General features: G+C 64.2%; 22 protein-coding genes. 4 read left to right on the forward strand and 18 right to left on the reverse strand.

Annotated features, from left to right (window positions below; translation table 11 throughout):
- Nucleotides 1-3 precede the first annotated feature (3 nt).
- The 10 genes from pdxJ to rpoE all read right to left on the reverse strand — a co-directional run bounded on the left by pdxJ (nucleotide 4) and on the right by rpoE (nucleotide 10,594).
- Nucleotides 4-789, reverse strand: a complete 786-nt coding sequence (gene pdxJ / locus DOM54_RS11825; RefSeq protein WP_110716495.1) for a pyridoxine 5'-phosphate synthase — start codon at nucleotides 787-789, stop codon at nucleotides 4-6.
- Between the two features lie 85 nt (nucleotides 790-874).
- Nucleotides 875-1,585 (reverse strand): DNA repair protein RecO, encoded by a 711-nt coding sequence (gene recO, locus DOM54_RS11830; protein ID WP_110716496.1) that lies wholly within the window; start codon nucleotides 1,583-1,585, stop codon nucleotides 875-877.
- Nucleotides 1,586-1,655: 70 nt separating this feature from the next.
- On the reverse strand, nucleotides 1,656-2,555 hold the full coding sequence (gene era, locus DOM54_RS11835) for a GTPase Era (protein WP_110716497.1): 900 nt from the start codon (nucleotides 2,553-2,555) through the stop codon (nucleotides 1,656-1,658).
- Nucleotides 2,552-3,235 (reverse strand): ribonuclease III, encoded by a 684-nt coding sequence (gene rnc / locus DOM54_RS11840; RefSeq protein WP_281430470.1) that lies wholly within the window; start codon nucleotides 3,233-3,235, stop codon nucleotides 2,552-2,554. Before rnc ends, era begins: the two co-directional genes overlap by 4 nt.
- A 180-nt stretch (nucleotides 3,236-3,415) precedes the next feature.
- Complete coding sequence (lepB, locus tag DOM54_RS11845; RefSeq protein ID WP_110716498.1) at nucleotides 3,416-4,204, reverse strand: signal peptidase I; 789 nt, start codon at nucleotides 4,202-4,204, stop codon at nucleotides 3,416-3,418.
- Between the two features lie 12 nt (nucleotides 4,205-4,216).
- The gene (gene lepA, locus DOM54_RS11850; RefSeq protein ID WP_110600057.1) at nucleotides 4,217-6,034 is read right to left on the reverse strand and encodes a translation elongation factor 4; all 1,818 of its coding nucleotides are present in this window, start codon (nucleotides 6,032-6,034) and stop codon (nucleotides 4,217-4,219) included.
- Nucleotides 6,035-6,252: 218 nt separating this feature from the next.
- The gene (locus DOM54_RS11855) at nucleotides 6,253-7,668 is read right to left on the reverse strand and encodes a DegQ family serine endoprotease (RefSeq protein ID WP_110716499.1); all 1,416 of its coding nucleotides are present in this window, start codon (nucleotides 7,666-7,668) and stop codon (nucleotides 6,253-6,255) included.
- Between the two features lie 233 nt (nucleotides 7,669-7,901).
- Nucleotides 7,902-8,939 (reverse strand): MucB/RseB C-terminal domain-containing protein, encoded by a 1,038-nt coding sequence (locus DOM54_RS11860; protein ID WP_110716500.1) that lies wholly within the window; start codon nucleotides 8,937-8,939, stop codon nucleotides 7,902-7,904.
- Nucleotides 8,939-9,706 carry a sigma-E factor negative regulatory protein gene (locus DOM54_RS11865; RefSeq protein WP_110716501.1) on the reverse strand — a complete coding sequence of 256 codons (768 nt, stop codon included), beginning with the start codon at nucleotides 9,704-9,706 and terminating at the stop codon, nucleotides 8,939-8,941. Before DOM54_RS11865 ends, DOM54_RS11860 begins: the two co-directional genes overlap by 1 nt.
- A 282-nt stretch (nucleotides 9,707-9,988) precedes the next feature.
- On the reverse strand, nucleotides 9,989-10,594 hold the full coding sequence (gene rpoE / locus DOM54_RS11870; protein WP_110716502.1) for an RNA polymerase sigma factor RpoE: 606 nt from the start codon (nucleotides 10,592-10,594) through the stop codon (nucleotides 9,989-9,991).
- A gap of 333 nt (nucleotides 10,595-10,927) precedes the next feature.
- On the opposite strand from rpoE, the gene DOM54_RS11875 reads away from it, so the two are divergent.
- Nucleotides 10,928-12,010, forward strand: coding sequence for a 3-deoxy-7-phosphoheptulonate synthase (locus DOM54_RS11875; RefSeq protein WP_110716503.1), 1,083 nt, complete (start codon nucleotides 10,928-10,930; stop codon nucleotides 12,008-12,010).
- Nucleotides 12,011-12,133: 123 nt separating this feature from the next.
- Here the strand turns inward: DOM54_RS11875 and dinG are convergent, their stop codons facing one another.
- Nucleotides 12,134-14,287, reverse strand: coding sequence for an ATP-dependent DNA helicase DinG (dinG, locus tag DOM54_RS11880; protein WP_110716504.1), 2,154 nt, complete (start codon nucleotides 14,285-14,287; stop codon nucleotides 12,134-12,136).
- A 123-nt stretch (nucleotides 14,288-14,410) separates the two neighbouring features.
- Nucleotides 14,411-15,700, reverse strand: coding sequence for an ATP-dependent RNA helicase RhlB (gene rhlB / locus DOM54_RS11885; protein WP_110716505.1), 1,290 nt, complete (start codon nucleotides 15,698-15,700; stop codon nucleotides 14,411-14,413).
- Between the two features lie 357 nt (nucleotides 15,701-16,057).
- On the opposite strand from rhlB, the gene DOM54_RS11890 reads away from it, so the two are divergent.
- On the forward strand, nucleotides 16,058-16,294 hold the full coding sequence (locus tag DOM54_RS11890) for a hypothetical protein (RefSeq protein WP_110716506.1): 237 nt from the start codon (nucleotides 16,058-16,060) through the stop codon (nucleotides 16,292-16,294).
- Complete coding sequence (gene xthA, locus DOM54_RS11895) at nucleotides 16,294-17,112, forward strand: exodeoxyribonuclease III (RefSeq protein ID WP_110716507.1); 819 nt, start codon at nucleotides 16,294-16,296, stop codon at nucleotides 17,110-17,112. Before DOM54_RS11890 ends, xthA begins: the two co-directional genes overlap by 1 nt.
- 75 nt (nucleotides 17,113-17,187) lie before the next feature.
- On the opposite strand, the gene DOM54_RS11900 is transcribed toward xthA, so the two are convergent.
- Genes DOM54_RS11900 through DOM54_RS11925 form a run of 6 tightly spaced genes read right to left on the reverse strand, consistent with a single transcriptional unit; the run spans nucleotide 17,188 to nucleotide 22,298 of the window.
- A complete protein-coding gene (locus DOM54_RS11900) occupies nucleotides 17,188-18,399 on the reverse strand; it encodes a tetratricopeptide repeat protein (protein WP_110716508.1) in 1,212 nt (403 codons plus the stop codon).
- On the reverse strand, nucleotides 18,399-19,166 hold the full coding sequence (locus tag DOM54_RS11905; protein WP_110716509.1) for an energy transducer TonB: 768 nt from the start codon (nucleotides 19,164-19,166) through the stop codon (nucleotides 18,399-18,401). The genes DOM54_RS11900 and DOM54_RS11905 overlap by 1 nt, the downstream gene beginning before the upstream one ends.
- On the reverse strand, nucleotides 19,166-19,573 hold the full coding sequence (locus DOM54_RS11910) for an ExbD/TolR family protein (RefSeq protein ID WP_110709296.1): 408 nt from the start codon (nucleotides 19,571-19,573) through the stop codon (nucleotides 19,166-19,168). Before DOM54_RS11910 ends, DOM54_RS11905 begins: the two co-directional genes overlap by 1 nt.
- Nucleotides 19,566-20,099, reverse strand: coding sequence for a MotA/TolQ/ExbB proton channel family protein (locus DOM54_RS11915; RefSeq protein ID WP_110716510.1), 534 nt, complete (start codon nucleotides 20,097-20,099; stop codon nucleotides 19,566-19,568). The genes DOM54_RS11910 and DOM54_RS11915 overlap by 8 nt, the downstream gene beginning before the upstream one ends.
- Nucleotides 20,083-21,504 carry a MotA/TolQ/ExbB proton channel family protein gene (locus DOM54_RS11920; protein ID WP_110716511.1) on the reverse strand — a complete coding sequence of 474 codons (1,422 nt, stop codon included), beginning with the start codon at nucleotides 21,502-21,504 and terminating at the stop codon, nucleotides 20,083-20,085. The genes DOM54_RS11915 and DOM54_RS11920 overlap by 17 nt, the downstream gene beginning before the upstream one ends.
- Nucleotides 21,501-22,298, reverse strand: a complete 798-nt coding sequence (locus tag DOM54_RS11925; RefSeq protein WP_240613874.1) for a DUF3450 domain-containing protein — start codon at nucleotides 22,296-22,298, stop codon at nucleotides 21,501-21,503. Before DOM54_RS11925 ends, DOM54_RS11920 begins: the two co-directional genes overlap by 4 nt.
- Nucleotides 22,299-22,702: 404 nt before the next feature.
- Here DOM54_RS11925 and DOM54_RS20420 point away from each other — a divergent pair, with 404 nt between their 5' ends.
- Nucleotides 22,703-22,987 carry an AraC family ligand binding domain-containing protein gene (locus tag DOM54_RS20420; protein ID WP_240613875.1) on the forward strand — a complete coding sequence of 95 codons (285 nt, stop codon included), beginning with the start codon at nucleotides 22,703-22,705 and terminating at the stop codon, nucleotides 22,985-22,987.
- Nucleotides 22,988-22,992 lie beyond the last annotated feature (5 nt).

The following is a 22,992-nucleotide window of genomic DNA, read 5'->3' on the forward strand; positions in this document are numbered from 1 at the left end:
GCGCTATTCGTGGTCGTGGTCGTGGTCAAAAGATTCGATCTGGGCTATCAGTCCCGACTCCTGGCCCGCCACCATCAGCCGCTTCATTTCCCCCACGGCCTCCTTGAGCCCGACGAACAGGGCACGGGCGATGATCGCGTGGCCGATGTTGAGCTCGTGAACGCCAGGAATCGCCGCGACGGCTTCGACGTTGTGATAGTGGAGCCCATGCCCGGCATTCACCACCAAGCCCAGCTCACTCGCGAACTCCGCCGCCGCAGTCAACCGCGCATACTCGAGACGACGTGCATCGCCTGTCGCCTCCGCGTAGGCACCAGTATGCAACTCGACCACGGGCGCCCCCACCTCGAACGACGCCTGAATCTGCGCAGGCTCGGGGTCGACGAACAGCGACACCTGGCAGCCCGCCGCCCGCAGCCGCTCGCAGGCGCTGGCGACCGCATCACGACTGGCTACCACATCCAGCCCACCCTCGGTCGTCAGCTCTTCCCGCTTTTCCGGCACCAGGCAGACATCCGCCGGCTTCAGCCGCTCGGCGAGGGTGACCATCTCCTCGGTGACGGCCATCTCCAGGTTCATGCGCGTGTTGAGAACTGCCGCGATCAGTTCGACATCCCGCTCCTGGATATGGCGTCGGTCCTCGCGCAGATGCAAGGTGATACCGTCGGCACCGGCCTCCTCGGCCAGCAGCGCCGCCTGGACCGGGTCGGGATAGCGGGTGCCGCGGGCCTGGCGCAACGTCGCGACATGGTCGATGTTGACCCCCAGTTGAATACGAGTAGCGATCATGAACTGGAACTCCTTGAAGCGGTAAAGAAAGGATAGGGGCAACCCAGGTCGAGGACGCTACCCGCGTCCCGGCGATACCCGGGGGTCAGGCACGCCCCTGACGACGGCGCTGACTGAGTCGCTGCATCAGCTCCCGGGAACGCAATGGCTGATGGCCAATCAGCGGCGCCAGCGCCGCCCGGGTCAGCGCCTTGCTGAGGCCAGCCAGCCCGGGCGCCTCCCAGTCGCCGCGGGCCAGCAGTTTGAGACTGCGGCCATCCCAACCGGGCTGTTGCACGCCAATGGGAGTGAAACGGCGACTTTCGGCGACATAGGTATAACGCGTGGAAGGATCGAGCGGGCTGTCGTCCGTCTCGAGGAAGACCGGTTCGGCATCCAGTGTCTCGAGCAGCGTGATCTCGAGCCGCCTGAGGCTGGTGGCACGTTCGGCCGGCCGGGTAAGCCGTTCGATCGTCCAGGCGTAGATGGCGAAGAGATCACTCGTCGGCAGCCCGACCGGCAGCGCCCGCGTCAGCAGCTCATTGGCGTAGAGTCCGCAGAGCAGGCCCTCGCCAGCCAGCAATACGGCGCTGTGGGTGGTCTCCATCATCCGCAGACGCTTGAGATCGCCGTCGCCGACCCAGGTCAGATGCAGCGGCGCGAACGGCTGCAGCTTGGCGCGGGACTTGCTCCCCGCCCGCTGCACCCCCTGGGCGACGGCGCGAACGTGACCGTGCTCCAGGGTAATGACATCGACCAGGGCGCTGGTTTCCCGATAGGGCCGCTTGTGCAGCAGATAAGCCGGCTGGGGCGTCATTGCCAAGGCCTCTTGAGAGGAGCGCGCAAATCCCTGCTCGAGTCAGTTCGTCGATCGAGCGACCGGCGGGTCAGTCGAGATGGTAGCCAAGGCTCTTGAGCGCCCGGTCATCGTCCGACCAGCCGCGCTTGACCTTGACCCACAGGTTGAGCATGACCTTGCTGTCGAAAGCCCGCTCCATCTCCTGGCGCGCCTCGATGCCGATCTTCTTGATCCGCTCCCCCTTGTCGCCGATCAGAATCTTCTTCTGACCCTGGCGTTCGACCAACATCAACGCGCTGATGTGGATGACCTTGCCCTCGTCACGAAACTCTTCGATCTCGACGGTCATCTGATAGGGCAGTTCGTCGCCCAGCTGGCGCATGACCTTCTCGCGAACCAGTTCGGCGGCCAGAAACCGTTGACTCTTGTCGGTGATCTGGTCATCCGGGAAGTAGTGCACGCCTTCCGGCAGACGTTTGGCAACCTCGCCCTCGAGTTCCGGCACGTTGGTACCGTGCTTGGCCGAGATCGGCAGGATGGCGGCGAACTCGCGCCTGGCGGAGAGCGACTCCAGCCACGGCAGCAAGGTCGTCTTGTCCTCGAGCCAATCGACCTTGTTGACCGCCAGGATCACCGGCGCTTCCACGTGGGTGAGCTTGTCGAGGACGACCTGGTCCTCGTCCGTCCAGCGCGTACGATCGACCAGGAAGACCACGCAATCGACGTCGCGCAACGCCTGGGTGGCCGCCTGGTTCATGAACCGGTTGATCGCCTTGTTGCGATCGCGGGTCTGCAGATGGATACCGGGAGTGTCGACGTAGATGAACTGCGCCTCATCTATCGTCTTGATGCCCATGACCTGATGGCGCGTGGTTTGCGGACGCCGGGAGGTGATGGAGATCTTCTGCCCCAGGATGCGGTTCATCAGCGTCGATTTACCCACGTTGGGCCGCCCGACGATGGCGACGAAACCACAGCTCTGTGTCATTGGCGCTTGCCCTTTGATGGTTCGAGTCTGGACAACGCAAGCTCGGCGGCTTGCTGCTCGGCGATTCGTCGACTGGAGCCTTCACCCAGCGTCGGCGACTCGGCGAGCATGGAGACGTGACACTCGACGCTGAACGTCTGGGCATGTGCCTCGCCCTCCACCGAAATTACCTCGTATCGGGGCAGCGCCTGTTGACGAGACTGCAGGAACTCCTGAAGCCGGGTCTTGGGATCTTTCTGGGTATTGTGCAGATCGATCGCTTCCAACCGGGTCCCGAACCAGGCCAGCACCCGGCTGCGCGCGACGTCCATGCCGGCATCGAGATAGATCGCACCGATTACGCCTTCCAGCGCATCGGCCAGGATGGAGTCGCGCCGATGGCCGCCGCTCTTCATCTCGCCCGAGCCCAGCCGCAGGCACTCTCCCAGCTCGAACTCGCGCGCCACCACGGCGAGGGTCTGGCCCTTGACCAGCCCGGCTCGCAGGCGGGACAGCTGCCCTTCGCGAGCCGCCGGGAAACGCTTGAACAGCGCCTCGCCGATCACGAAATTGACGATCGAATCGCCCAGAAACTCGAGCCGCTCATTGTTGGCGCCGCCCACGCTACGATGCGTCAGCGCCAGTTCCAGCAGCGTCGGATCACGGAAATCGTGACCGATACGACGACTGAAGCCTTGCAGAGGATCACTCACGTCATTCCCATTGAGTCGTTGTCTTTGAAACGAAGAGCCGCTGTATCCGTAGCAAGGCGGGCGCGGGAAGGCCCCGTCGCCTGCCATGCGGATCCTGCCGCCGACCAGCAAGCCCAGGACCGGGCTTCAAGAGGCCCGGCCCAGGATCGATGGCGAGTTATATAAGAATCAGTTTATCTGGCGTACCGTACTGAAGCTAGGCAATCCACCATCCCAGTGCATCCAGACCGCGAACGCCTTGCCGACGATATTCTTCTCCGGCACGAACCCCCAGTAACGGCTGTCGTTGGAGTGGTCGCGGTTGTCGCCCATCATGAAATACTCATGGTCGGGCACCACGATCTCCCGCATCTGCGGGCCGGGGCTCTGCGGGTTATTGAAGATATGGTGGTCGACATCGCCGAGATGCTCTTCGAACAGCTCCTCGCCTGGAGCCTCGGCAGGATCGGGGTCGGTCATCGACTTGGGCACTGGCTCGCCGTTGACGTAGAGCTGCTTGTTCTCGTAACGGATACGATCACCGGGCAGGCCGATGACCCGCTTGATGAAGTTGACCGAGGGATCCTCGGGGAACCGGAAAACCATGACATCACCGCGCTGGGGCTCTCCGACATCCGCGATTTCGGTATTGATGACCGGCAGGCGCAGGCCGTAGGCGAACTTGTTGACCAGGATGAAATCGCCGACTTCCAGGGTCGGGCGCATGGAACCGGAAGGAATCTGGAAAGGCTCGATGACGAAGCTACGCAGTACCAGGACGATCAGTAGCACCGGGAAGAAGGAGCGGGCGTAGTCGACCGGCCAGGGGTCCTTGTAGCCGGCCGACTTCTCATTACCCTGCGCTTCGGCGGCCGCCTGCTGGCGCTGGCGACGGGAACGACGCCAAAACAGGCTGTCCAACAGCCAGACGAGCCCCGTGATGGCGACAGCCAACACCAGTAACAACGAAAAATCCATGAAATGTTTTTCCTACTCGTTCACTTTGAGAACGGCGAGAAACGCATCCTGGGGGATTTCGACCCGACCCACCTGCTTCATGCGTTTCTTGCCGGCTTTCTGCTTCTCCAGCAGTTTCTTCTTGCGCGTGGTGTCACCGCCATAGCATTTGGCGGTCACGTTCTTGCGCAGCGCCTTGACCGTGGATCGCGCGACGACGCTGCCGCCGATCGTCGCCTGGACCGCCACGTCGAACATCTGGCGGGGAATCAGCTCCTTCATCTTGTCGACCAGAATGCGGCCGCGAGAATGGGCGTGATCGCGGTGGATGATCACCGCCAGCGCATCGACGCGTTCCCCATTGATGAGGATATCCAAACGCACCAGCTTGGCCGCGTCGAATCGCTCGAAGCTGTAATCGAGAGAGGCATAGCCCTTGGAGATCGACTTGAGCCGATCGAAGAAATCCATGACGACTTCGGCCATCGGCAGTTCGTAGACGAGCTGCATCTGGCTGCCGAGCACCTGCATGTCGAGCTGGACCCCACGACGGTTGACGCATTCCGAAATGACGTTGCCCACGTACTCCTGCGGAACCAGAATGGTGGCGCGCACGATCGGCTCGCGCATCTCAGACACGTTGGCCATGTCCGGCAGTTTCGACGGATTGGAGATGGTCACCAGGTCGCCGTTGTCCATCAGGATTTCGTAATTGACCGTAGGCGCCGTGGTCAGCAGGTCGATGTCGTATTCGCGTTCCAGGCGCTCCTGGACGATCTCCATGTGCAGCGTGCCCAGAAAGCCGACGCGGAACCCGAACCCGAGCGCGTCGGAGTTCTCCGGCACGTAGTCGAGCGAGGCATCGTTGAGGGCCAGCTTCTCGAGCGCGTCGCGAAAGTCCTCGTAGTCGTCGGAGCTGACAGGGAACATGCCGGCGTAGACCTGCGGCTTCACTTTCTGGAACCCGGGCAGGCGTGGCACGTCCTTGGTCTTGGTGTGGGTAATGGTATCGCCGACCGGGGCGCCCTGGATGTCCTTGATCCCGGCGATGACGAACCCCACCTCCCCCGCCCGCAGGATGCCGGTGGAATTCTGCTTGGGGGTGAAGTAACCGATATCGGTCACCTCCCAGTCGCGACCAGTCGACTTCATCTGGATCTTGTCGCCCTTCTTCAGCGTGCCGTCGAACAGCCGCACCAGCGACACGACGCCCTGATAGTTGTCGAACCAGGAGTCGATGATCAATGCCTGCAGATGCCCCTCTCGATCGCCCTTGGGTGGCGGAATGTCGCGAACCAGACGCTCGAGCAACAGATCGATGTTGAGGCCGCTCTTGGCTGAAACGCGCACGGCGTCATGCGCCTCGAGACCGATGATCTCCTCGATCTCGTGGGCGACTTTATCCGGATCGGCCTGAGGCAGGTCCATCTTGTTGAGCACCGGGAGCACTTCGAGATTCTGCTCGATGGCGGTGTAACAGTTGGCGACCGACTGCGCCTCGACTCCCTGGGCGGCATCGACCACCAGCAGCGCCCCTTCGCAAGCGTAGAGCGAACGAGACACCTCGTAGGAGAAGTCGACATGGCCCGGCGTGTCGATGAAGTTGAGCTGGTAGGTATTACCATCCTGGGCGTGATAGTCGAGCGTGACCGACTGCGCCTTGATGGTAATGCCGCGCTCGCGCTCGAGATCCATCGAGTCGAGCACCTGCTCCTTCAACTCACGCTCCGTCAACCCACCGCAGAACTGGATGATGCGGTCGGCTAGCGTGGACTTGCCGTGATCGATGTGGGCGATGATCGAGAAGTTGCGGATGAACTTCAGTTGCTCGTTGCTTGCAGCGTCTGCCATTTAAGCCTTACCGGTAATTTGTACGCGCGCAGTCCACACGGTGGCACTGTTGCCGAGAAAACGCCGATGGTGTCGTTCTCTTCCAGCGTGCGCTCGATGACGAATGTGGCGCATTGTACCGACATGACCGAGGCAAGGACAGCAACAAGCCCAAAGCACACGGCCCCGCCGAAGCGGGGCCGTGTAGCGGACAGCCATGGGCTGCCGACCGATGCCGGTCAGCCTTTGGCCTTCAGCCGTAGTGCCACGAACAGCGAATTGCCGTCGCGCACGATGCGTACCGGGATGGCACGATCGTCATCCGCCTTCTTGACCGCATCGATCAGTTGGTCGGCGCTCTCGACCGGCTTCTGGTCGAAGCCGACGACCACGTCGCCCGGCTGGATCCCGGCTGCCGCAGCCGCGCCACGCGGATCGACACGGCGAACGAGCGCGCCCTGGTCGATATCCAGTTGCTGTTTCTCCTGGTCGCTGAGATCGCTGATCGCGATTCCGAGCTTGGTCTGGTCGTCGGAAGAACGCGAGGACGGCGCGCCATCGGCATTCATCTCTTCCGGCCAGTCGCCGACGGTGACGTCCACTTCGCGCTTGTCGCCATCGCGCATGACCTGGAGCTTCACTTCGTCTCCCGGCGCCACTTGGCCGATCAGCCGTGGCAGGGTCGTGGAGTCGTCGATATCGGCACCATCGGCACTGAGAATGACGTCACCCGCCTTGAGACCCGCTTTCTGTGCCGGGCTGTCGTCGCTGACATCGGAGACCAACGCCCCGTTGGTACCGTCGAGACCGAACGACTCCGCAAGATCCTTGGAGACGGGCTGGATCACGACACCCAACCAGCCCCGGCTGACATGACCTTCGGTGCGCAGCTGGTCGGCCACGTTCATGGCGACGCTGATCGGGACCGCGAAAGAGAGCCCCATGAAGCCGCCGCTCCGGGTATAGATCTGTGAATTGATACCTACCACTTCGCCGTCGAGATTGAACAGTGGACCGCCGGAGTTACCCGGGTTGATGGCGACGTCGGTCTGGATGAACGGCACGTAGGTCTCGCTAGGCAGCGTCCTGTTGATGGCGCTGACGATACCGGCCGTCACCGAATGGTCAAAACCGAAGGGCGAACCGATGGCGGCGACCCACTCGCCGGCTTCGAGATCATCCGAGTTGCCGATCTTGAGCGTCGGCAGGTCGTTGGCATCGACCTTCAGAAGTGCCACGTCGGTGCGCGGATCCGAGCCTACCAGCTTGGCCGGCAGTTCGCGGCGATCATTGAGCCGTACCGTGATCTCGTCGGCATCCTTGACCACATGGGCGTTGGTCAAGATGTAGCCATCCTTGCGGATGACGAATCCCGAACCCAACGACTTGCGCTCCTCCTCACCCTGGGGCATTCCGGGCATCGGTGGCATCTGGTCTCCGAAGAAGCGGCGGAATATCTCGGGAACATCCTGCTGGCCGTAGGGCCCGGCGGGCGCGCTGACGCTGCTGGTCGTGGAAATGTTGACCACGCCGGGAGCGGCCTGCTTGACCAATTGGGTGAAATCCGGCAGTTCGCGCGCCTGAGCGGCCTGGAAAGCGCACAGGGTGACGACCATCAACAGCCACGGAGCGAACCATCTTGTCATGCGTTCCATTAAACACTCCTAAACACTGGAAAAAGACTTAGGGAGTCACACGTTGAACAGACCGATGCCCGAGGGGTAAAGGTCACGCAAGAACCTCACGCATCGAATCCACGCCGTACCTGGAGTCAGGCAACGGCGACACTCTCATTGATAATAAAAGGCGGCAAGAGTTCAACGGGATGTAAAGTTTCTTTGCAGCGACGACGGCCGCCGGCCCGGTATCGACCGTGGCAGACGCCGACTCAGGAATCGGGATCCGGGGGGCCGACGCCATCGCGCTGCTGCGCTCCGGAGGAGGCGCCGATCACACTGGCACCGCTGCCCTCTCTCTCCTCCCATGTCACGCTCGAGGCGATACGCGCGAGCACTTCCGCAGGCGCCTCGCCCAGCACCAGGACCTGCATAGGCGTGCCCTGGTGAATAACGTGGCGAACCGCAGCGTAAGAAATGCCCAGACGATGGATACCCGCCAGTAGCGGGCGCCGATCTCCCGCCAGGGGTTCGACGAACAGGCTGATGCTGGTCAAGCCATCACTGTACATCCGGTGTTCCGCTCGCGCGCGCTGGCGTGGGCTATCGGGGGGGACCGGCTGCGGCGTGAAACCGTCCGGCAACCATTGCGCCTGCCAGGGCGACTCGCCGGGCGACAGGCCAGGACCGAGGCGAAGAGTGTGGGGATAAAGTGAGGGGGGCTGCAGGTCGGTGATCTGAAAGGTCTCGAGAATCTGGCCGTCGACGCCGATCATTTCGCGTTTCAGCGGCAGCGATGTCTCGCTGTCCAGCCATAGCCGGTAGCCAAAGCGGAGTGCGTCCTGTGGCTCGATATCGAGGCGCCATGCTGAACGACCCGCGATGCGCTCCAACTCCATCGGCTGGAGCTCGTAGTGCGCCGCGATCTGCGCGGTCAAGGCACCCGGCGCAATCCCCGCGGTAAAATCCAGCGCGCCCTGGCTCGAATCCTGGCCGACGCTGCCCTCCTTCCTGACCGCGACGGGCGGGCCGTCGAGAAACCTGGCGATCTCGGTCTCGACACCGTCCTCCACCCGATGAATCAGGCTCAGCGTGCGCACGCCGTCATAGCTGATACGCACCGCTCGCGCCTGGAAGTTGTAGCAGTGACTCGCCCAAAGGCTTCGCTGGAACAATGCCCTAGGAGCGGGGTCGTCACTTGTCGAAGCCAAGTCGCGACAGTCGAAACTCTCCGCGGCCGCTTGCGCCAGCGCGACGCCCGGCAGCGTGCCCAGACAGATCGCCGCGACCCCTAGGTAGCACCGAACCATCAACGCGTTTCCGTGGCTCCCGCTCCGCCCGCTTGCGCGGACAGCGAGCCGGGCGTGCGAAGCAGAGGCATCCAGTTGTCACCCGTGCTGTAGGCGGCACCGACCGAGTGACGTTCGAGATAGGATTGCAGCGTCTGCGCCTGCTCGAGATCGACATTGGGCGACTGGCGGGCATTAGGCGACAGGAACATCGGCTGCATGACCTGCTCGCCGACGGTCATCACACCGTTGCCGCTTCCCGGCCCGCCGCCACCCAGCGAATAGGGCAAGCCACTGGATACCGGCGCCTGCATGGAAGCTTGCATGGCGCCGCCCTGACCGCCGGACATGGTGTCGGCTGCCAACGACGTCTCAACGTCTCCGGCTCGCGAGGCGCTCCCGCCGCTCGCGGCGACATCGGAAGCCGTGGTGGTGTCGCCCTCGAAACGGCCGTTGTACACCTGGACGCCGGTGATCACCATCAGCGATACCGCCGCCGCCACGGCGGCGCCGCCCATCATCGAGAAACCGTGGCGTTTGCCAGCCTGGCCGGCAGGCTCCTGAACCGGCACAGGCTCGTCCGCCAACGCCGCCATCACGTCGCCGGAGATATCGACATCGACGATCGCATCTCGCTCGCGCCGCATCATGCTGCGCGCCAGATGGTATCGACGCCAGGTATCGGATTCCTGCGACGAGGTACCCAATGTCTTGAGTACTCGTCTCAGATCGAACTCATCGGCTTCGTCGTCCATCAATGCGGAGAACGATTCGTGTAGCTGCTTCATAGTCACACCCTCACACTCGCCTTACGGCTTGCCACGTGTTGAATGACGGCGACACCCAGGGCAACACCCGAAGACCTGTCATTGCAGCGGGCTAGCGCTGCAATGCGCCAGTCTTGTTTTTTCGCCACCGACTCCTGATCGCCTGCCGTGTCACCGGTCGACGACACCTTGGCTATCGCCTGCCCCCCCTATGACGACAGAAATCGGCAACAGTTCATTTTCGATTCATCTTTAGCCACCCCATTGCCGACCGGATCGATTCGAGCGCTGCGCCAACGGGACTCAGGAGCCATTGGCAGCGTTCTGGGCGCCATGTTCCAGCAAGGGTTCGATATGTTTGTCGACCGCCTCCCGCGCCCGGAAGATTCGTGAGCGGACGGTGCCCACGGGACACTCCATGATCGTGGCGATATCTTCATAGGAGAGGCCATCGAACTCGCGCAGCGTGATCGCAGTTCGCAAGTCGTCGGGCAACTGTTCGATGGCCGCGAACACGGCCGATTCGAGCTGGTCGCGGGCGATGGCAGCTTCCGGTGACTCGATATCCGACAGCCGCCCGCTCTGGTCGACGATCTCGGCATCACTGATGTCCAGATCGCTGCCCGGCGGCCGTCGCCCCCGGGAGACCAGATAGTTCTTCGCCGTATTGATGGCGATGCGATACATCCAGGTATAGAAGGCGCTTTCAGCGCGAAAGCTTCCCAACGCGCGATACGCCTTGATGAAAGCTTCCTGCGCCACATCCTGCACCTCGGAGTGGTCCTGAACGTAGCGGCTTATCAGCCCGAGAATCTTGTGCTGGTATTTTTTGACCAAAAGATCGAAGGCCCGAGTATCTCCCTTCTGCGCGCGCTCGACGAGTTGCTGATCGGTCTCACGAACACCCATTCAACGCCTCCCCGAACGACTGGGGATGGGACGCGCTAGAGCAGAACAACGATGACGACTATGGTGACTGGGAGACAATACGCTCATGATCCAACCTGGAGCCCCTGGGGCTCGCGATTCAGTGACAGGCGTGCAACTTATAACAGAAACGAAGGATTAGCACGCGAAGCTGGCCCAGTGTTGCCGTTTTGGCCCCTCCCATCAAGCCGCCAATTTTCCGCTCGATTCCCGGGAGACGGCGCCAGCCGGGCTCGCGAAGTTGATTTTTGTACCCTTGAACCTCCATAGTACGCGCTTCACGCGCAGTCACTACCAGAGCCAACGGGTCCCAGCATGTCGGAACAGCAGGTCAACAATCTCAACGTTCTTTCTCAGGATCTCCTGATTACCCCGGAAGCGTTGAAGCAGAACATCCCACTTTCGGAATCCGCCGAACGCACCGTCATCGAAGGCCGCCAGACCATCCAGCGCATTCTCGATCGTGAAGACCCTCGCCTGCTCGTTGTCATCGGCCCCTGCTCGATTCACGACCCGGACGCGGCCCGCGACTACGCCAGGCGCCTACGCAAGCTGGCCGATGCCGTCAGCGACAGCCTCTATATCGTGATGCGAGTCTACTTCGAGAAACCCCGTACCACGGTGGGCTGGAAAGGCCTGATCAACGATCCGCACCTCAACGACTCGTTCGAGATCGAGGAAGGTCTGCATATCGCCCGCCGACTGCTGGTGGATCTGGCCGAGATCGGGCTGCCGCTGGCCACGGAGGCGCTGGACCCGATCTCGCCGCAATATCTGCAGGACTGCATCAGTTGGTCCGCGGTGGGCGCCCGCACCACCGAATCCCAGACTCACCGCGAAATGGCCTCCGGCCTATCCGGCCCTGTCGGCTTCAAGAACGGTACCGACGGCAGCCTCGACGTCGCCGTCAACGCGCTGCAGTCGGTGGCCAGCCCACACAATTTCCTGGGTATCGACCAAGCCGGTCAGGTCGCGGTGATTCGCACCCGTGGCAACGCCTACGGACATGTGGTGCTGCGGGGCGGCAACGGCAAGCCCAACTACGACAGCGTCAGCGTCACCCTCGCCGAGCAGGAGCTGCACAAGGCGGGCCTGAAGGCCAACCTGATGGTTGACTGCTCCCACGCCAACTCCAACAAGGATCCAGCGCTGCAGCCGCTGGTGATGGAGAACGTGACCCACCAGATTCTCGACGGCAACCGCTCGATCATCGGGCTGATGATCGAATCGAACATCGGCTGGGGCAGCCAGAAGGTGCCCGAGGATCGGAGTCAGCTCCAGTATGGCGTGTCGATCACCGATGCCTGCATCGACTGGCCGACCACGGAGCGCACGTTGACGCAGATGGCGGAGCAGCTTGCGACGCCGCTGCGCAACCGCCAGCAGACCGGCGACTGAGCCATTGTCGGCAATCGATCACCCGCAGGGGTCGATATAGCGAAAACGCCCGATGCTGCAATCAGCATCGGGCGTTTTCACGACGACAGATTTTCACACCGGCAGAGGCCTCGCGCCCAGCGATCAGCTTCTGACCGGCTCGCCCGCCTCCACCCCGTCGATCTGACGTCGAAACGGTGGCAGCGCATCCAGCAGCGCCTTGCCATAGCGACGCGTCAGCACGCGCCGGTCCAACAGCGAGATGCGGCCGCTGTCGTTCTCCTTGCGAATCAGCCGCCCGCACGCCTGGACCAGCTTGATCGACGCATCCGGTACCGAGATCCGCATGAACGGATTACCGCCCTGGCTCTCGATCCACTCGGCCAGCGTGGCACCGACCGGGTCGTCCGGTACCGAAAAGGGCAGCCGGGTGATCACCACATGGGTCAGATAGCGCCCCGGGAGGTCGATGCCCTCGGCGAAGCTCGCGAGACCGAAGATCAGGCTGCCCTTGGCGGCGTCGACGGCAACGCGGTGACGCTCCAGCAGCTCTCTTTTCGGCAGTCGATCCTGAGAGAGCAGGCGCGAGGCCCACGGCTCCTCCAGCGCATCGGCGACACTGCGAAGCTGCTTGCGCGACGAGAACAGCACCAGCACCGCTTCATCGTCACCCAAGCCTTCGATGAACTGGACGATCGAGCGATCATGGGCCATGGCATCGCCCGGCTCGACGGCCTCCCGCGGTACGCTGAGAATCGCGCGCGAGTAGTCGAACGGGCTTGGCAGGCGCTGATAACGGTAGCGATTGGCCAGCCCCGCCCGTTCCTGGAGCCGTTCGAAGCGGTTGAGCGCCGTCAGCGTGGCAGACGTCACCACCGCACCATAGCAGCTCCCCCACAGGTGCCGGGCCAGGGTTTCCGCCGCCGACACCGGGCTGGCCGAGAAGGTGAGCTCCGGCTCCCCAGCGAAGTGCTGGAACGTCAGCCAGCGCGCCTGTGGCGCCTGCCCCGCCGGATCCGGCTGGGCCATGGCGGACCACAGCGAGTGTGCCTCCAGGGCGCGGCCATGGAGCAGCGCCATCAGAGGCAGCCAGGGCTCCGCCTGTTCACGCGCAAGCCCGGTGGATTTATCCGGATCGAGGCTCTCGCGCAGGATATCGCTCATCGTCTCGAGATCCCGCGACAGCTCGGCAAAGGGAATCACCAGTTGCTGGGCGAGATCGGCCAGCGGCGCCGGCGCCTTGCCATTGGGAAACCGGAAGTGCTGGGTCTCGTCGCCGGCGCCGGCATCCAGACCTGCGATCCGATGCCCCATGGCATAGACGTCACCCAGTCGCGGTTCCAGCGCCGCGATTCGCTCCGGGAACGCCGCCAGCAGTCGCGCCAGCGTCGGCTGAGCACCCAGCGCGGTATTCAGTTCGGTCAGCGACTTCTTCAGCGTGCGCAGCCAGCGCAGCGCGCCGTTGACCCCGAAGCGATGGTAGAAATGATCCAGCGCCTTGTCCGGCAGGTGATGCCCTTCATCGAAAACGTAGATGCAATCCTTGGGCGACGGCAGCACCATTCCCCCGCCCAGCGCGAGATCCGCCAGCACCAGGTCATGGTTGGCGACGATGATGTCGGCCTGTTCGAGATGCCGGCGCGAGCGGAAATAGGCGCAGGCGCCGAAATGCCCGCAGCGGCGGTTGGTGCACTGGCGATGATCCACGGTCAGCCGACGCCAGTCCCGGTCGTCGATGGCGACCGGCCAGCTGTCACGATCCCCTTCCCAGTTGCCGGAAGCGTAGGTATCGGCCATCTCCTGGATCAGCTGCGGAAAATCCCCGCCGGCATCCGTGGCGATGGTCTGCTCGAACAGCGATAGCGTCGGGTTGGGCTCGGCGCCATCCAGCGCCTGATCGAGCTTGGCCACGCACAGGTAACGGCCGCGCCCCTTGGCCAGTGCGTATTCGAAGTCGAGGCCGCTGTGGGCCTTGAGCATCGGCAGATCCTGATTGAGCACCTGCTCCTGCAGCGCCACCGTGGCAGTGGCGATCACCAGCCGCTTGCCACGGGCCTTGGCCACCGGCAACGCCGCCAACAGATAGGCGAGCGTCTTGCCAGTCCCGGTGCCCGCTTCCAGCACGCAGACGTGTTCGTTGGAGGTCCGGCGCCCCTGCTCGTCCCGCTCGATCGACGCCAGCGTGCGCGCGATCTCCGCGATCATCAGGCGCTGGCCGTAACGCGGCGTGAGCTCCAGTCCTTCGAGCACACGCCGGTAAGCCTCCTGGATTTCCTGCTTGAGGGATTCGTCGAGCATGCGCTTTCCGGGGCGGACTATCTGAGGTGAGATCGCCCACGAGAAGTGGGCGATTGCCATGAGACGATCACGTCGTCCGACAACATCGATTGAACCACGGCGCCGGCCGAGGGCGCCATCGGCTCACGACATCATGGACTCGGGTGGATGCTCGCAGGGGAGCTTGCCGTTGATATAGTTTTCGATCTCGGGCAGCGAGAAGGCATCTTCCTCACCGACGAAGCTGATCGACACGCCCTTGGCGCCGGCACGGCCGGTCCGACCGATACGGTGGACGTAGTCCTCGGGGTCTTCCGGTAGCGTGAAGTTGATCACGTGGCTCACATCCTCGATGTGAATCCCGCGTCCAGCGACATCGGTAGCCACCAGCACAGTGATCTCGCCTTCGCGAAAGCGCTCGAGCGTCTTGATGCGCTGGTTCTGGGGCACATCACCGGAGAGCATGGCGGCGTTGATGCCCTGGTCGCGCAGCAACTGATCCAGCTCGCGCACCAGGTCGCGACGGTTACCGAACACGATCACCCGCTCCATCGCTTCCTGGCGAACCAGGTTGAACAGCAGCTTGCGCTTCTCGTTGTCACTGACCAGATAGACGCGCTGGTCGATGTTGGCAGCGTTGTCGTGGGTCACTTCGATCTCGACGTGAGCGGGATTCTGCGTCCACTGCTCCGAGAGATTGAGGATATCCGGGGTGAAGGTCGCCGAGAACAGGAAGGTCTGGCGCTCCTCACGCTTGGGCGTATAGCGGATGATCCGCTTGACGTCCGGAATGAAGCCCATCGACAGCATGCGGTCGGCCTCGTCCAGGACCAGCACCTCGACCTGGGACAGATCGATATCCCGCTTCTGCTGGAAATCGAGCAGGCGCCCCGGGGTGGCCACCAGAATATCCAGGTTCTTGCTCAGCTGGTCACGCTGCTTCTGGTAGTCCATGCCACCGACGACACTCGCCACATGTAGTGACGTAAAACGGGACAGCGCCTTGGCGTCCTTCTCGATCTGCAGCGCCAGCTCACGGGTCGGCGCGACGATCAGTGCGCGCGGCGTCCCCGGCTTCTGGCCATCCGGCGCTTCCTCTTCCAGGAAGTAGGCCAGCATCGAGATCAGAAATGCGGCGGTCTTGCCGGTACCGGTCTGCGCCTTGCCGACGACGTCGCCACCGAGCAGCGTGTGCATCAGTGCCTCGGCCTGGATCGGCGTGCAGTACTCGAAGCCTTCGGCCTGGATCGCTCTCATCAGCGGGTTCGGCAGGTCGAAATCGTGGAATCGCCAGCGTCCGGCAACGGGCTCGACCTGAAACTGCTTCAGCGACCAGCCCGAAGTGTTCCGCGACTGCGATTTACGTGGCTTGCGCCGACGCCGCTTGGGTCTGCGGTTCTGTGCCGGGGCCTGGGTGTTGTCAGACTCACTCATAGTTATGACGAATGTCCGAAATCGATTGACGGTTTGACTCGCGAGAGCCGGCGCTGTCCGTGCCGGTGGCCGGTAGCACCGTGATCGGCGCGACGGGAGGGGTGTTCACGCCTCCTGGGCGAGTTCTCGACGCGACGAGTGACGATCTCGCGCAGAGACCACCCGGCGCGAGCCGACGGTATTGTACCAGTCTCGCCCGCCAACGTCGCGAGCCCAGTCGATCAACGTCGCGAGCCCAGTCGATCAACGTCGCAGGGCCCGGTTCGGGTATTCGATGGCAGGCGCGGCGCTGGCTGTTAAACTACCCGTCATTCTCTCGCTCTCGATTACCCGCCAAGAAGCTCATAGGTCGCGCGCATGACTCGCAGAAAAAAGACCCGATCGCTGGCCGACAAGGTGACGATCCGCACCGGCAAGCGCAAGGATTACCGCCGCTGGCGCCATGACAATCCCGATGAAGTCGCGCCGTCGCGCCGCTACGTCGACAAGAAGACCCAGCAGCGCAAGCTGCAGGCCGAGCGTAAGCGCCAACGCCAGAGCGCCCCGCCACTCCCCCTGCACAAGCCCGCCAACGACGACAAGGATTCCGACTGATGCGCCTGGTTTCTTTCAACATCAACGGCATCCGGGCGCGGCTCCACCAGCTCGAGGCGCTGATCGAGACGCACGCGCCGGACGTGATCGGACTGCAGGAGACCAAAGTCCAGGACAGCGAGTTTCCCAGGCAAGCCGTGGAGGCCATGGGCTATCACGTCCATTTTCACGGCCAGAAGGGGCACTACGGGGTCGCCATGCTGACCCGGTCCGCACCGGCGGCCGTCCACTACGGGCTGCCGGACGACGGCGAGGACGCGCAGCGCCGGCTGATCGGCGTGACGTTGACCATGAACGATGGCCAGCCCATCACGGTGTGGAACGGCTACTTTCCCCAGGGCGAGAATATCGCCCACCCCACCAAGTATCCCAACAAGCGGGCGTTCTACGCCGGCCTCAACGCCTTGCTCGAGCAACGCCATCGGCCCGATGAACGTGTGGCGATCATGGGGGATTTCAACATATCCCCGGCGGACATCGACATCGGCATCGGTGAAGAGAACCGCAAACGCTGGCTACGCGAGGGCAAGACCAGTTTCCAGCCGGAAGAGCGCGAGTGGCTTGCCCGCCTGAAGGAATGGGGGCTGGAGGACAGCTACCGGCGCTGCCATCCCGATAGCACCGATTTCTTCAGCTGGTTCGACTACCGCTCCAAGGGTTTCGACCGTGAGCCCAAGCGCGGCCTGCGGATCGACTACATCCTGGTGACCGAGCCCCTGGCGAGTGCGACTCGGCGGTCCGGGATCGATTACGACCTGCGCGGCATGGAAAGGCCTTCCGATCACGCACCGGTATGGAGCGAGTTCGATCTCGACTGAGGGAATGTCGACCTGAGTGGCATCGGTAGCAACGACGACGCCCCGAAGCTCGGGGCGTCGTCGGGAATCCGCCTTTCAGCCCAGGGAATCCAGCCACTGCTGCGCCTGCGTCACGCCGGCGGCCTTGGCCTGACGGAAGGCTTCTCGGGCCAGGTCACGCCGATCGAGCTGGGCGGCCGCGATTCCCTGTAGCAGCCAGTCGCGCCCCGATACCTCGCCACCCGCCTGGCGCAGGCTGGAGAGCGCATCCAGCGTCTTCTGCCACTCGCCCCAGCCGTAGGCGATCTCCGCCAGCTGTTGCCAATCCTGCCCGCGACCGGTCCGCTCCGCCAGCGCTCGCCAGGCCGACAGGGCCTCGTCGTGGTTACGAGCTGCCGTCCAGGCCTGCGCCAGAAGCTTCAGGTTGTCGGCACTGGTGTCCAGCCGACCGTCACCCAGCCACTGCGCGAGGTGCTCGGCGGCGCGAGCCGGCGTACCACCGGCGATATGCAGCTTGGCCAGTTGCCGCAGATCCTCTTTCGAGACCAGCACGCCACGTCGCCAGCCGCTCTCCCAGATCGCCGCGGCCCGACCGCTATCGCCGGCTTGCTGGGCCAGACTCGCGGCGCGACGCCAGACATCCGGCGAATCCTGGTCATCGCCCAGTAGCGCCAGAGCATCGTCGAAACGCCCACTCCGCTGATAGACCGTGCTCGCCAACTGACGCTGCGACGAACTCCAGCCCTGGGTTCCGGATTCTCGCAGGCGATCGAGAGACTGGCTGGCCGCGCTCCAGTCATCGAGCGACGCCCGCGCCTGGACCAGCAGCCAGCGCGAGGCATCGTCACCACCACTGCGCTCGACCCAGGCGGTCAGCAGGTCCGCGCCCTGCCGTGTCTGGCCGGCGCGGAGCCGGAGACGCGCTTCCTGCTGCAGCCAGGCGAGCCGGCGAGCGGCGGGGACGCCGTCGATCCGCCGCGCTTCGGCAAATTGGTCCGCCGCCCGGGCGTCCTGGTGACCACGGGCATTGGCCGTGGCAGCCAATTGCAGGAACAGCGCCCGCGCCCAGCGGTCGGCAGCGTTACCGCCCTCAAGCCGCGAGGCGGATGCCGCGGCACGCGCGGCCACTGCCGCATCGTCGCCGGCCTCGAGCTGAGATTGCATGGACTGCAGCGTTCGCACCATGTCCGGACGCAGCGCCGGTCCCTCCGCCTGCGCCAGCGGAACGCCGCCGAAGCCGATCAGGCCCGCTGCCACCAGCGCCAGGCAAGGCTTGCCCAGCCGCCGCACCGTCGTCGAACTCATCATCAGCCCTCCAACTGGAACTGGATACGCTGGGTGGCGCGCCGTACGTCGTCGGCCGGCGGGAACCGCCACTGCGATACGGCCTCTTCCACCGCACGATCGAAGACATTGGCGGGGTCGGCATCGATCACCCGCAAGCTGCCGGTATCGACACGCCCATCCGGTTGAATGATGAAGCTGACCTCGACATAGCCTTCCATGCCGCGACGACGCGCCCGCATCGGGTAGGTCGGATTGACCCGACTGGTCGGCTGCAGCTGGCCGACGTCACGTGGCGAAGCCTGGGTGCCTCGGGGCGGTTGCTGCGGCGCCGGACTCGGCTGCGGCGGCCCATTCGTCGCTTCGGGCGTGGCTTCCGGCTGCGGCGCGGTTTCAGCAACCGTTTCCTGCGTCGGCCGGGCCTCCGGCTCGGGGCGAGGTTCCGGTTCGGGGCGTGCTTCGCTCAGCTCGGGCAGCGTCTCGTCCAGCGTGACGTCCGGCGTCTGCATCGGCGGCATCTGTGGCTCGGGAATCTCCACCGGGCTGGGTGCTTCCACTGCCGGTGGCGGCGCTGCCGCCGGCGGCGGCGGTGGCGCGCTGGGCGGCGGTAACGAGGGGGATGTCGGCGTCGGCTGCGCCGGGTCCTGCTGCGGCGCATCGACCATAGAGATCGCCGTGGGCGTGACGATCTGGGTGCGATCCGGCGCCGGCGGCGCCACCAGCAGCGCCAACAGATAGAACAGCAGCAGCGCCAGCAGCGCACCGCCCGCCAGACCGGCCAGTCTGCGCATCAGCCGGCGTCCCGATTGGCGGCCACGGCAACGTTGTCGACCCCGGCCTGGTGAATCCGATCCATCACCTGGATCAGCAGACCGGTGGTCGAGTTCTTGTCGGCCTGCACCACCACGCTGCCATCGCCGGAGACCAGTTGGGCCACGCGTGCACCGACGCGATGGGCATCCACGGCCTCGCCGTCGACCCACACCGCACCTTCACCGGTGATCGCGACCAGCACCTGGGTGTCCTGGCGCGCCGTCGCTTCGCTGGACTCGGGGCGCTGGATCTCGACCCCACTCTCCTTGATGAAGCTGGTGGTGACGATGAAGAAGATCAGCATGATGAAGACGACGTCCAGCATCGGCGTCAGATCGATGCCGGTCGAATCGTCACTCGCTTCCCGCAAGCGGCGCCTACGCATGAGAGTCCTCCACGGCGCGGGCCATGCGGTCGTGCAGCCGCTGGTCCTCGCGTCGAATGATCTGTTCCAGACGGGTGACGAACAGCAGACCGACCACAGCGACCGCCATTCCGCACAGCGTCGGCAACGTGGCCTGGGCGACGCCATCGGCCATCGCCCGCGCCTGGCTGCTCTCGGTCAGTGCCAGACTGTCAAACACCTGAATCATCCCGGTCACCGTCCCCAGCAATCCGAGCAAGGGGCAGATCGCAATGAGCAGCTTGAGCCAAGGCACCGGCAGGCGCAGCCGGGCGATCAGTTCACGCGTCCACACCTCGCGCAGTGTCAGCGCACTCCAGCTCGAGTGATCGCGACGCCGAATCCAGGCCTCGATCAACACCCGTCGTGCCCGGCGATGGGTGAATCGCCAATAGAACAGCCGCTCCAGCGACATCGCGAACAGCGCCATGGCCACCAGCATGATCACCACCAGCACCTCACCGCCGACGCCGATCAGCCAGCGGATAGGCTCAAGCGTGAGCACCATGGCGACGCTCCTCGGCGTGGGCAGCGGCAGCCGTCTCGGCTTCGAGATGCTCGGCGAGCACGGCGCTGGCGCGGCCTTCCAGCAGGCCGATCAAGCGTCGGCTACGGCTGTTCAGTGCCGTATTGACGAACAGCAGGGGAACGGCCGTGATCAGCCCCAGCACCGTCGTCACCAGGGCCTGGCTGATGCCACCCGCCATCAGTTGGGGGTCGCCGGTGCCGAACACCGTAATCGACTGGAACGTCACGATCATTCCGGTAACCGTACCCAGCAGCCCCAGCAGCGGCGCCACCGCGGCGATCAGCTTGACGATCGGCTGCCCTCGCTCCAGCCGGGGCTGTTCCGCCAGCATGGCCTCATCGAGACGAGCCTCCAGCGCTTCCGGAGCATGATCGCGACCCAAAGCGGCGAAGCGTCCGAGCACCCGGCCCAACGGGTTGTCGTCATGGAGCGTGTCCGGGGTCTGCATCTGGCGGCGCATTCTCGCGCTGACCCGAAGCAGATAGGTGTACTGGACCAGTGCCACCAGCAGCCCGATAAGACCCAACGCCACGATCACGTAGCCAACGTAGCCACCCTGCTGGAAGCGCTGCCACAGTGGGGGCTGCTGAGATAGCGCATCGAGCACGTCACCGTCGGTGGGGTCGATCACGATCTGATTGCCATCGCCCTGCTGGAACGCCTGCAACGCTTGACGCGCGTTGCCCGGCGTCGCCGCGAACACGGCGAGACGGCCATCGTCGCCCACGCGCTGCAGCAGATCGCCGTCGCTGAAGGCGACGGTATCGCCCAGCCGCACCACTTCGCGCTGGCTCACGTCGCCATCCTGACCCGCGACGGGCGCCTGGAACCGCACCCCGCGCCCGCTCTCCGCGACCAGACCCGCCAGATCCCGACGTACGCGTTCGAAAGCCTGCAGATCGACGAGGTCGCGATCGTCGAGACGCGGCGGCAGCGCCGCATCGCCGCCGACCGTCAGCCAGCTCTCGGCAAGGGTATCCCGAAGCTCGCTGGTCTGCTGCTTGACGATGCCGGAGATATCGCCGATATCCCCGGCGTCCTGGGCGCGCTGCTGGCGCAGGTCGGCCAACTGCTGCTGCTGGTCCGACTGACGCGTCTCCAGCTCGTCCCGTCGGGCCTGCGCTTGCTGGAGGCGTTGCTCGGCATCGGTGACCGCCTGCTGCAACGCCTGGCGATCGTCCAGCAGCTTCTCCAGCCGCTGGCTGTCACGCTGTTCGGCGGCTTGGCTATCGGCGCGGAACCTGTCGAGCACCTGCTGCATCGAGGCCGCGGTATCACTTGTCGCCGCGTTGCCTGCCGTGGCACCGGATTGGGCACTGACGGCACCGGGCAGCAGCGTGATCGCCGCGATGGGTAGCACCAACCACCATGAATGACGCCTCATGACTGGCCCTCCGTCGCTGATCGCCCCGCACCGACCACCAGCGAGGCTGGCAGCTGGAGCAGCGCAGGCGCGCTCTGATCCTGAGCGATCCGAATGCCGCGGCGGACCTCGTTGATCTGGTCGCCGTTCAGCGCTTCCCAGTTACCGTCGGCAACGCTCCAGACCCCACCGGCGCGATCGTCCGGGGTGACGTAGTACCAGCCGGTGCGGCCGACGCGCAGGTAGTCGACCTCCCTCGCCATCTGGCTGGCCTGGCCGGCGGCCTCGGATTGCGCGCCCTCGAGCGGTCCACTCCATTGATCCATCTCTCGCCCGTAGGCCAGTTCGGCACGCCAGGCGGAAAAGATACGCTGCAGCTTGTCGGCCTGGGAGGCGTCATCGCGAGACAGCATCTGCTCCAGATCGTCGACGCGGGCCAGTCGCTCGGCACGCAGGAACGGCATGTCCGCCTCGATCATCGTCCGCAGTTGCCCGACCATCTGGCGCATCTCGCCCGGCAACGCCTCGCGGGTCACGGATATCTGTGCGAGCGCCTGCTTTTCGGCATCGATCCGCTTGGCCTGGTTATCGACGATCGGCGCCAGTTCGGCGTTGTAGCTCTCCAGTCGATCGGCCTGCTGATCGGCCTGGCGCAAGCGCTTTAACGCCTCGCGGGTGGCGTCGTCGGCGGCGTCGATGCGCTGCTGGAGCTCGGCCTGGGTCTGCTGCGCCTGGATGCTGGCCTGGCTCAACGAGTCCTGGGCAAGTATCGGGCTGGACGCACTCACGCTGATGGCAGCGAGGCAGAGGGCCAATGCATACCCACCTCTTGTTCGCGGGAAATGAAGCACCACGCTATCTCCTTGCGGATAGGCCGTAACGACGAGGCGGTGAAGAGCGCCGCCGGGTCGGCGGAATGACGAGATTGAATTCGACGCGACACGCTAATACAAACAAGAACAATTATCAATAAGATCAGGTCATGCCGTCCGCGTCTCGCACACTTGGCCCGTAAGTCCATGGGACTTGCGCACGCCGGACACGAGGCCGGCATAAAGGGTGCTTCTTCCGATCAGGAGGAGCCCGGCCCAGAGCGCCAGAGGGCCTGCATGGTCAATCGCCCCCGGCCTGCGCCATGGCTGGACGTCATTGCACAAGTTGCTCATGATACTTTTCAGCCAGGCCAACGCCTCATCTGCCATCCAAGGCTCTATCCATCATGTCGAGCGTGACCATCAATGACCTCAGCGTACCGTGGGATGTCGACAGCCTCTCGCCAGCCGTTGTGGCCTTGAGTGCCGAGTCGGTATCAGCGGACTGGGAAAATGCGAGGCATCAGCACCGCAAGGCGCAGCTCGTTTACTCCGCGCGCGGCATCCTCAACTGCGAAATCGAAGGCGGCATCTGGATAGTGCCGCCGCAGTGCGCCATCTGGATCCCCGGAGACTTGCCCCATTCGGCGCGCGGGGCAGGAGAGACGGAGTGCTACTGCCTGTTCGTCTAGCCTGA

Source organism: Salinicola acroporae (assembly GCF_003206615.1).
Lineage (GTDB): Bacteria > Pseudomonadota > Gammaproteobacteria > Pseudomonadales > Halomonadaceae > Salinicola > Salinicola acroporae.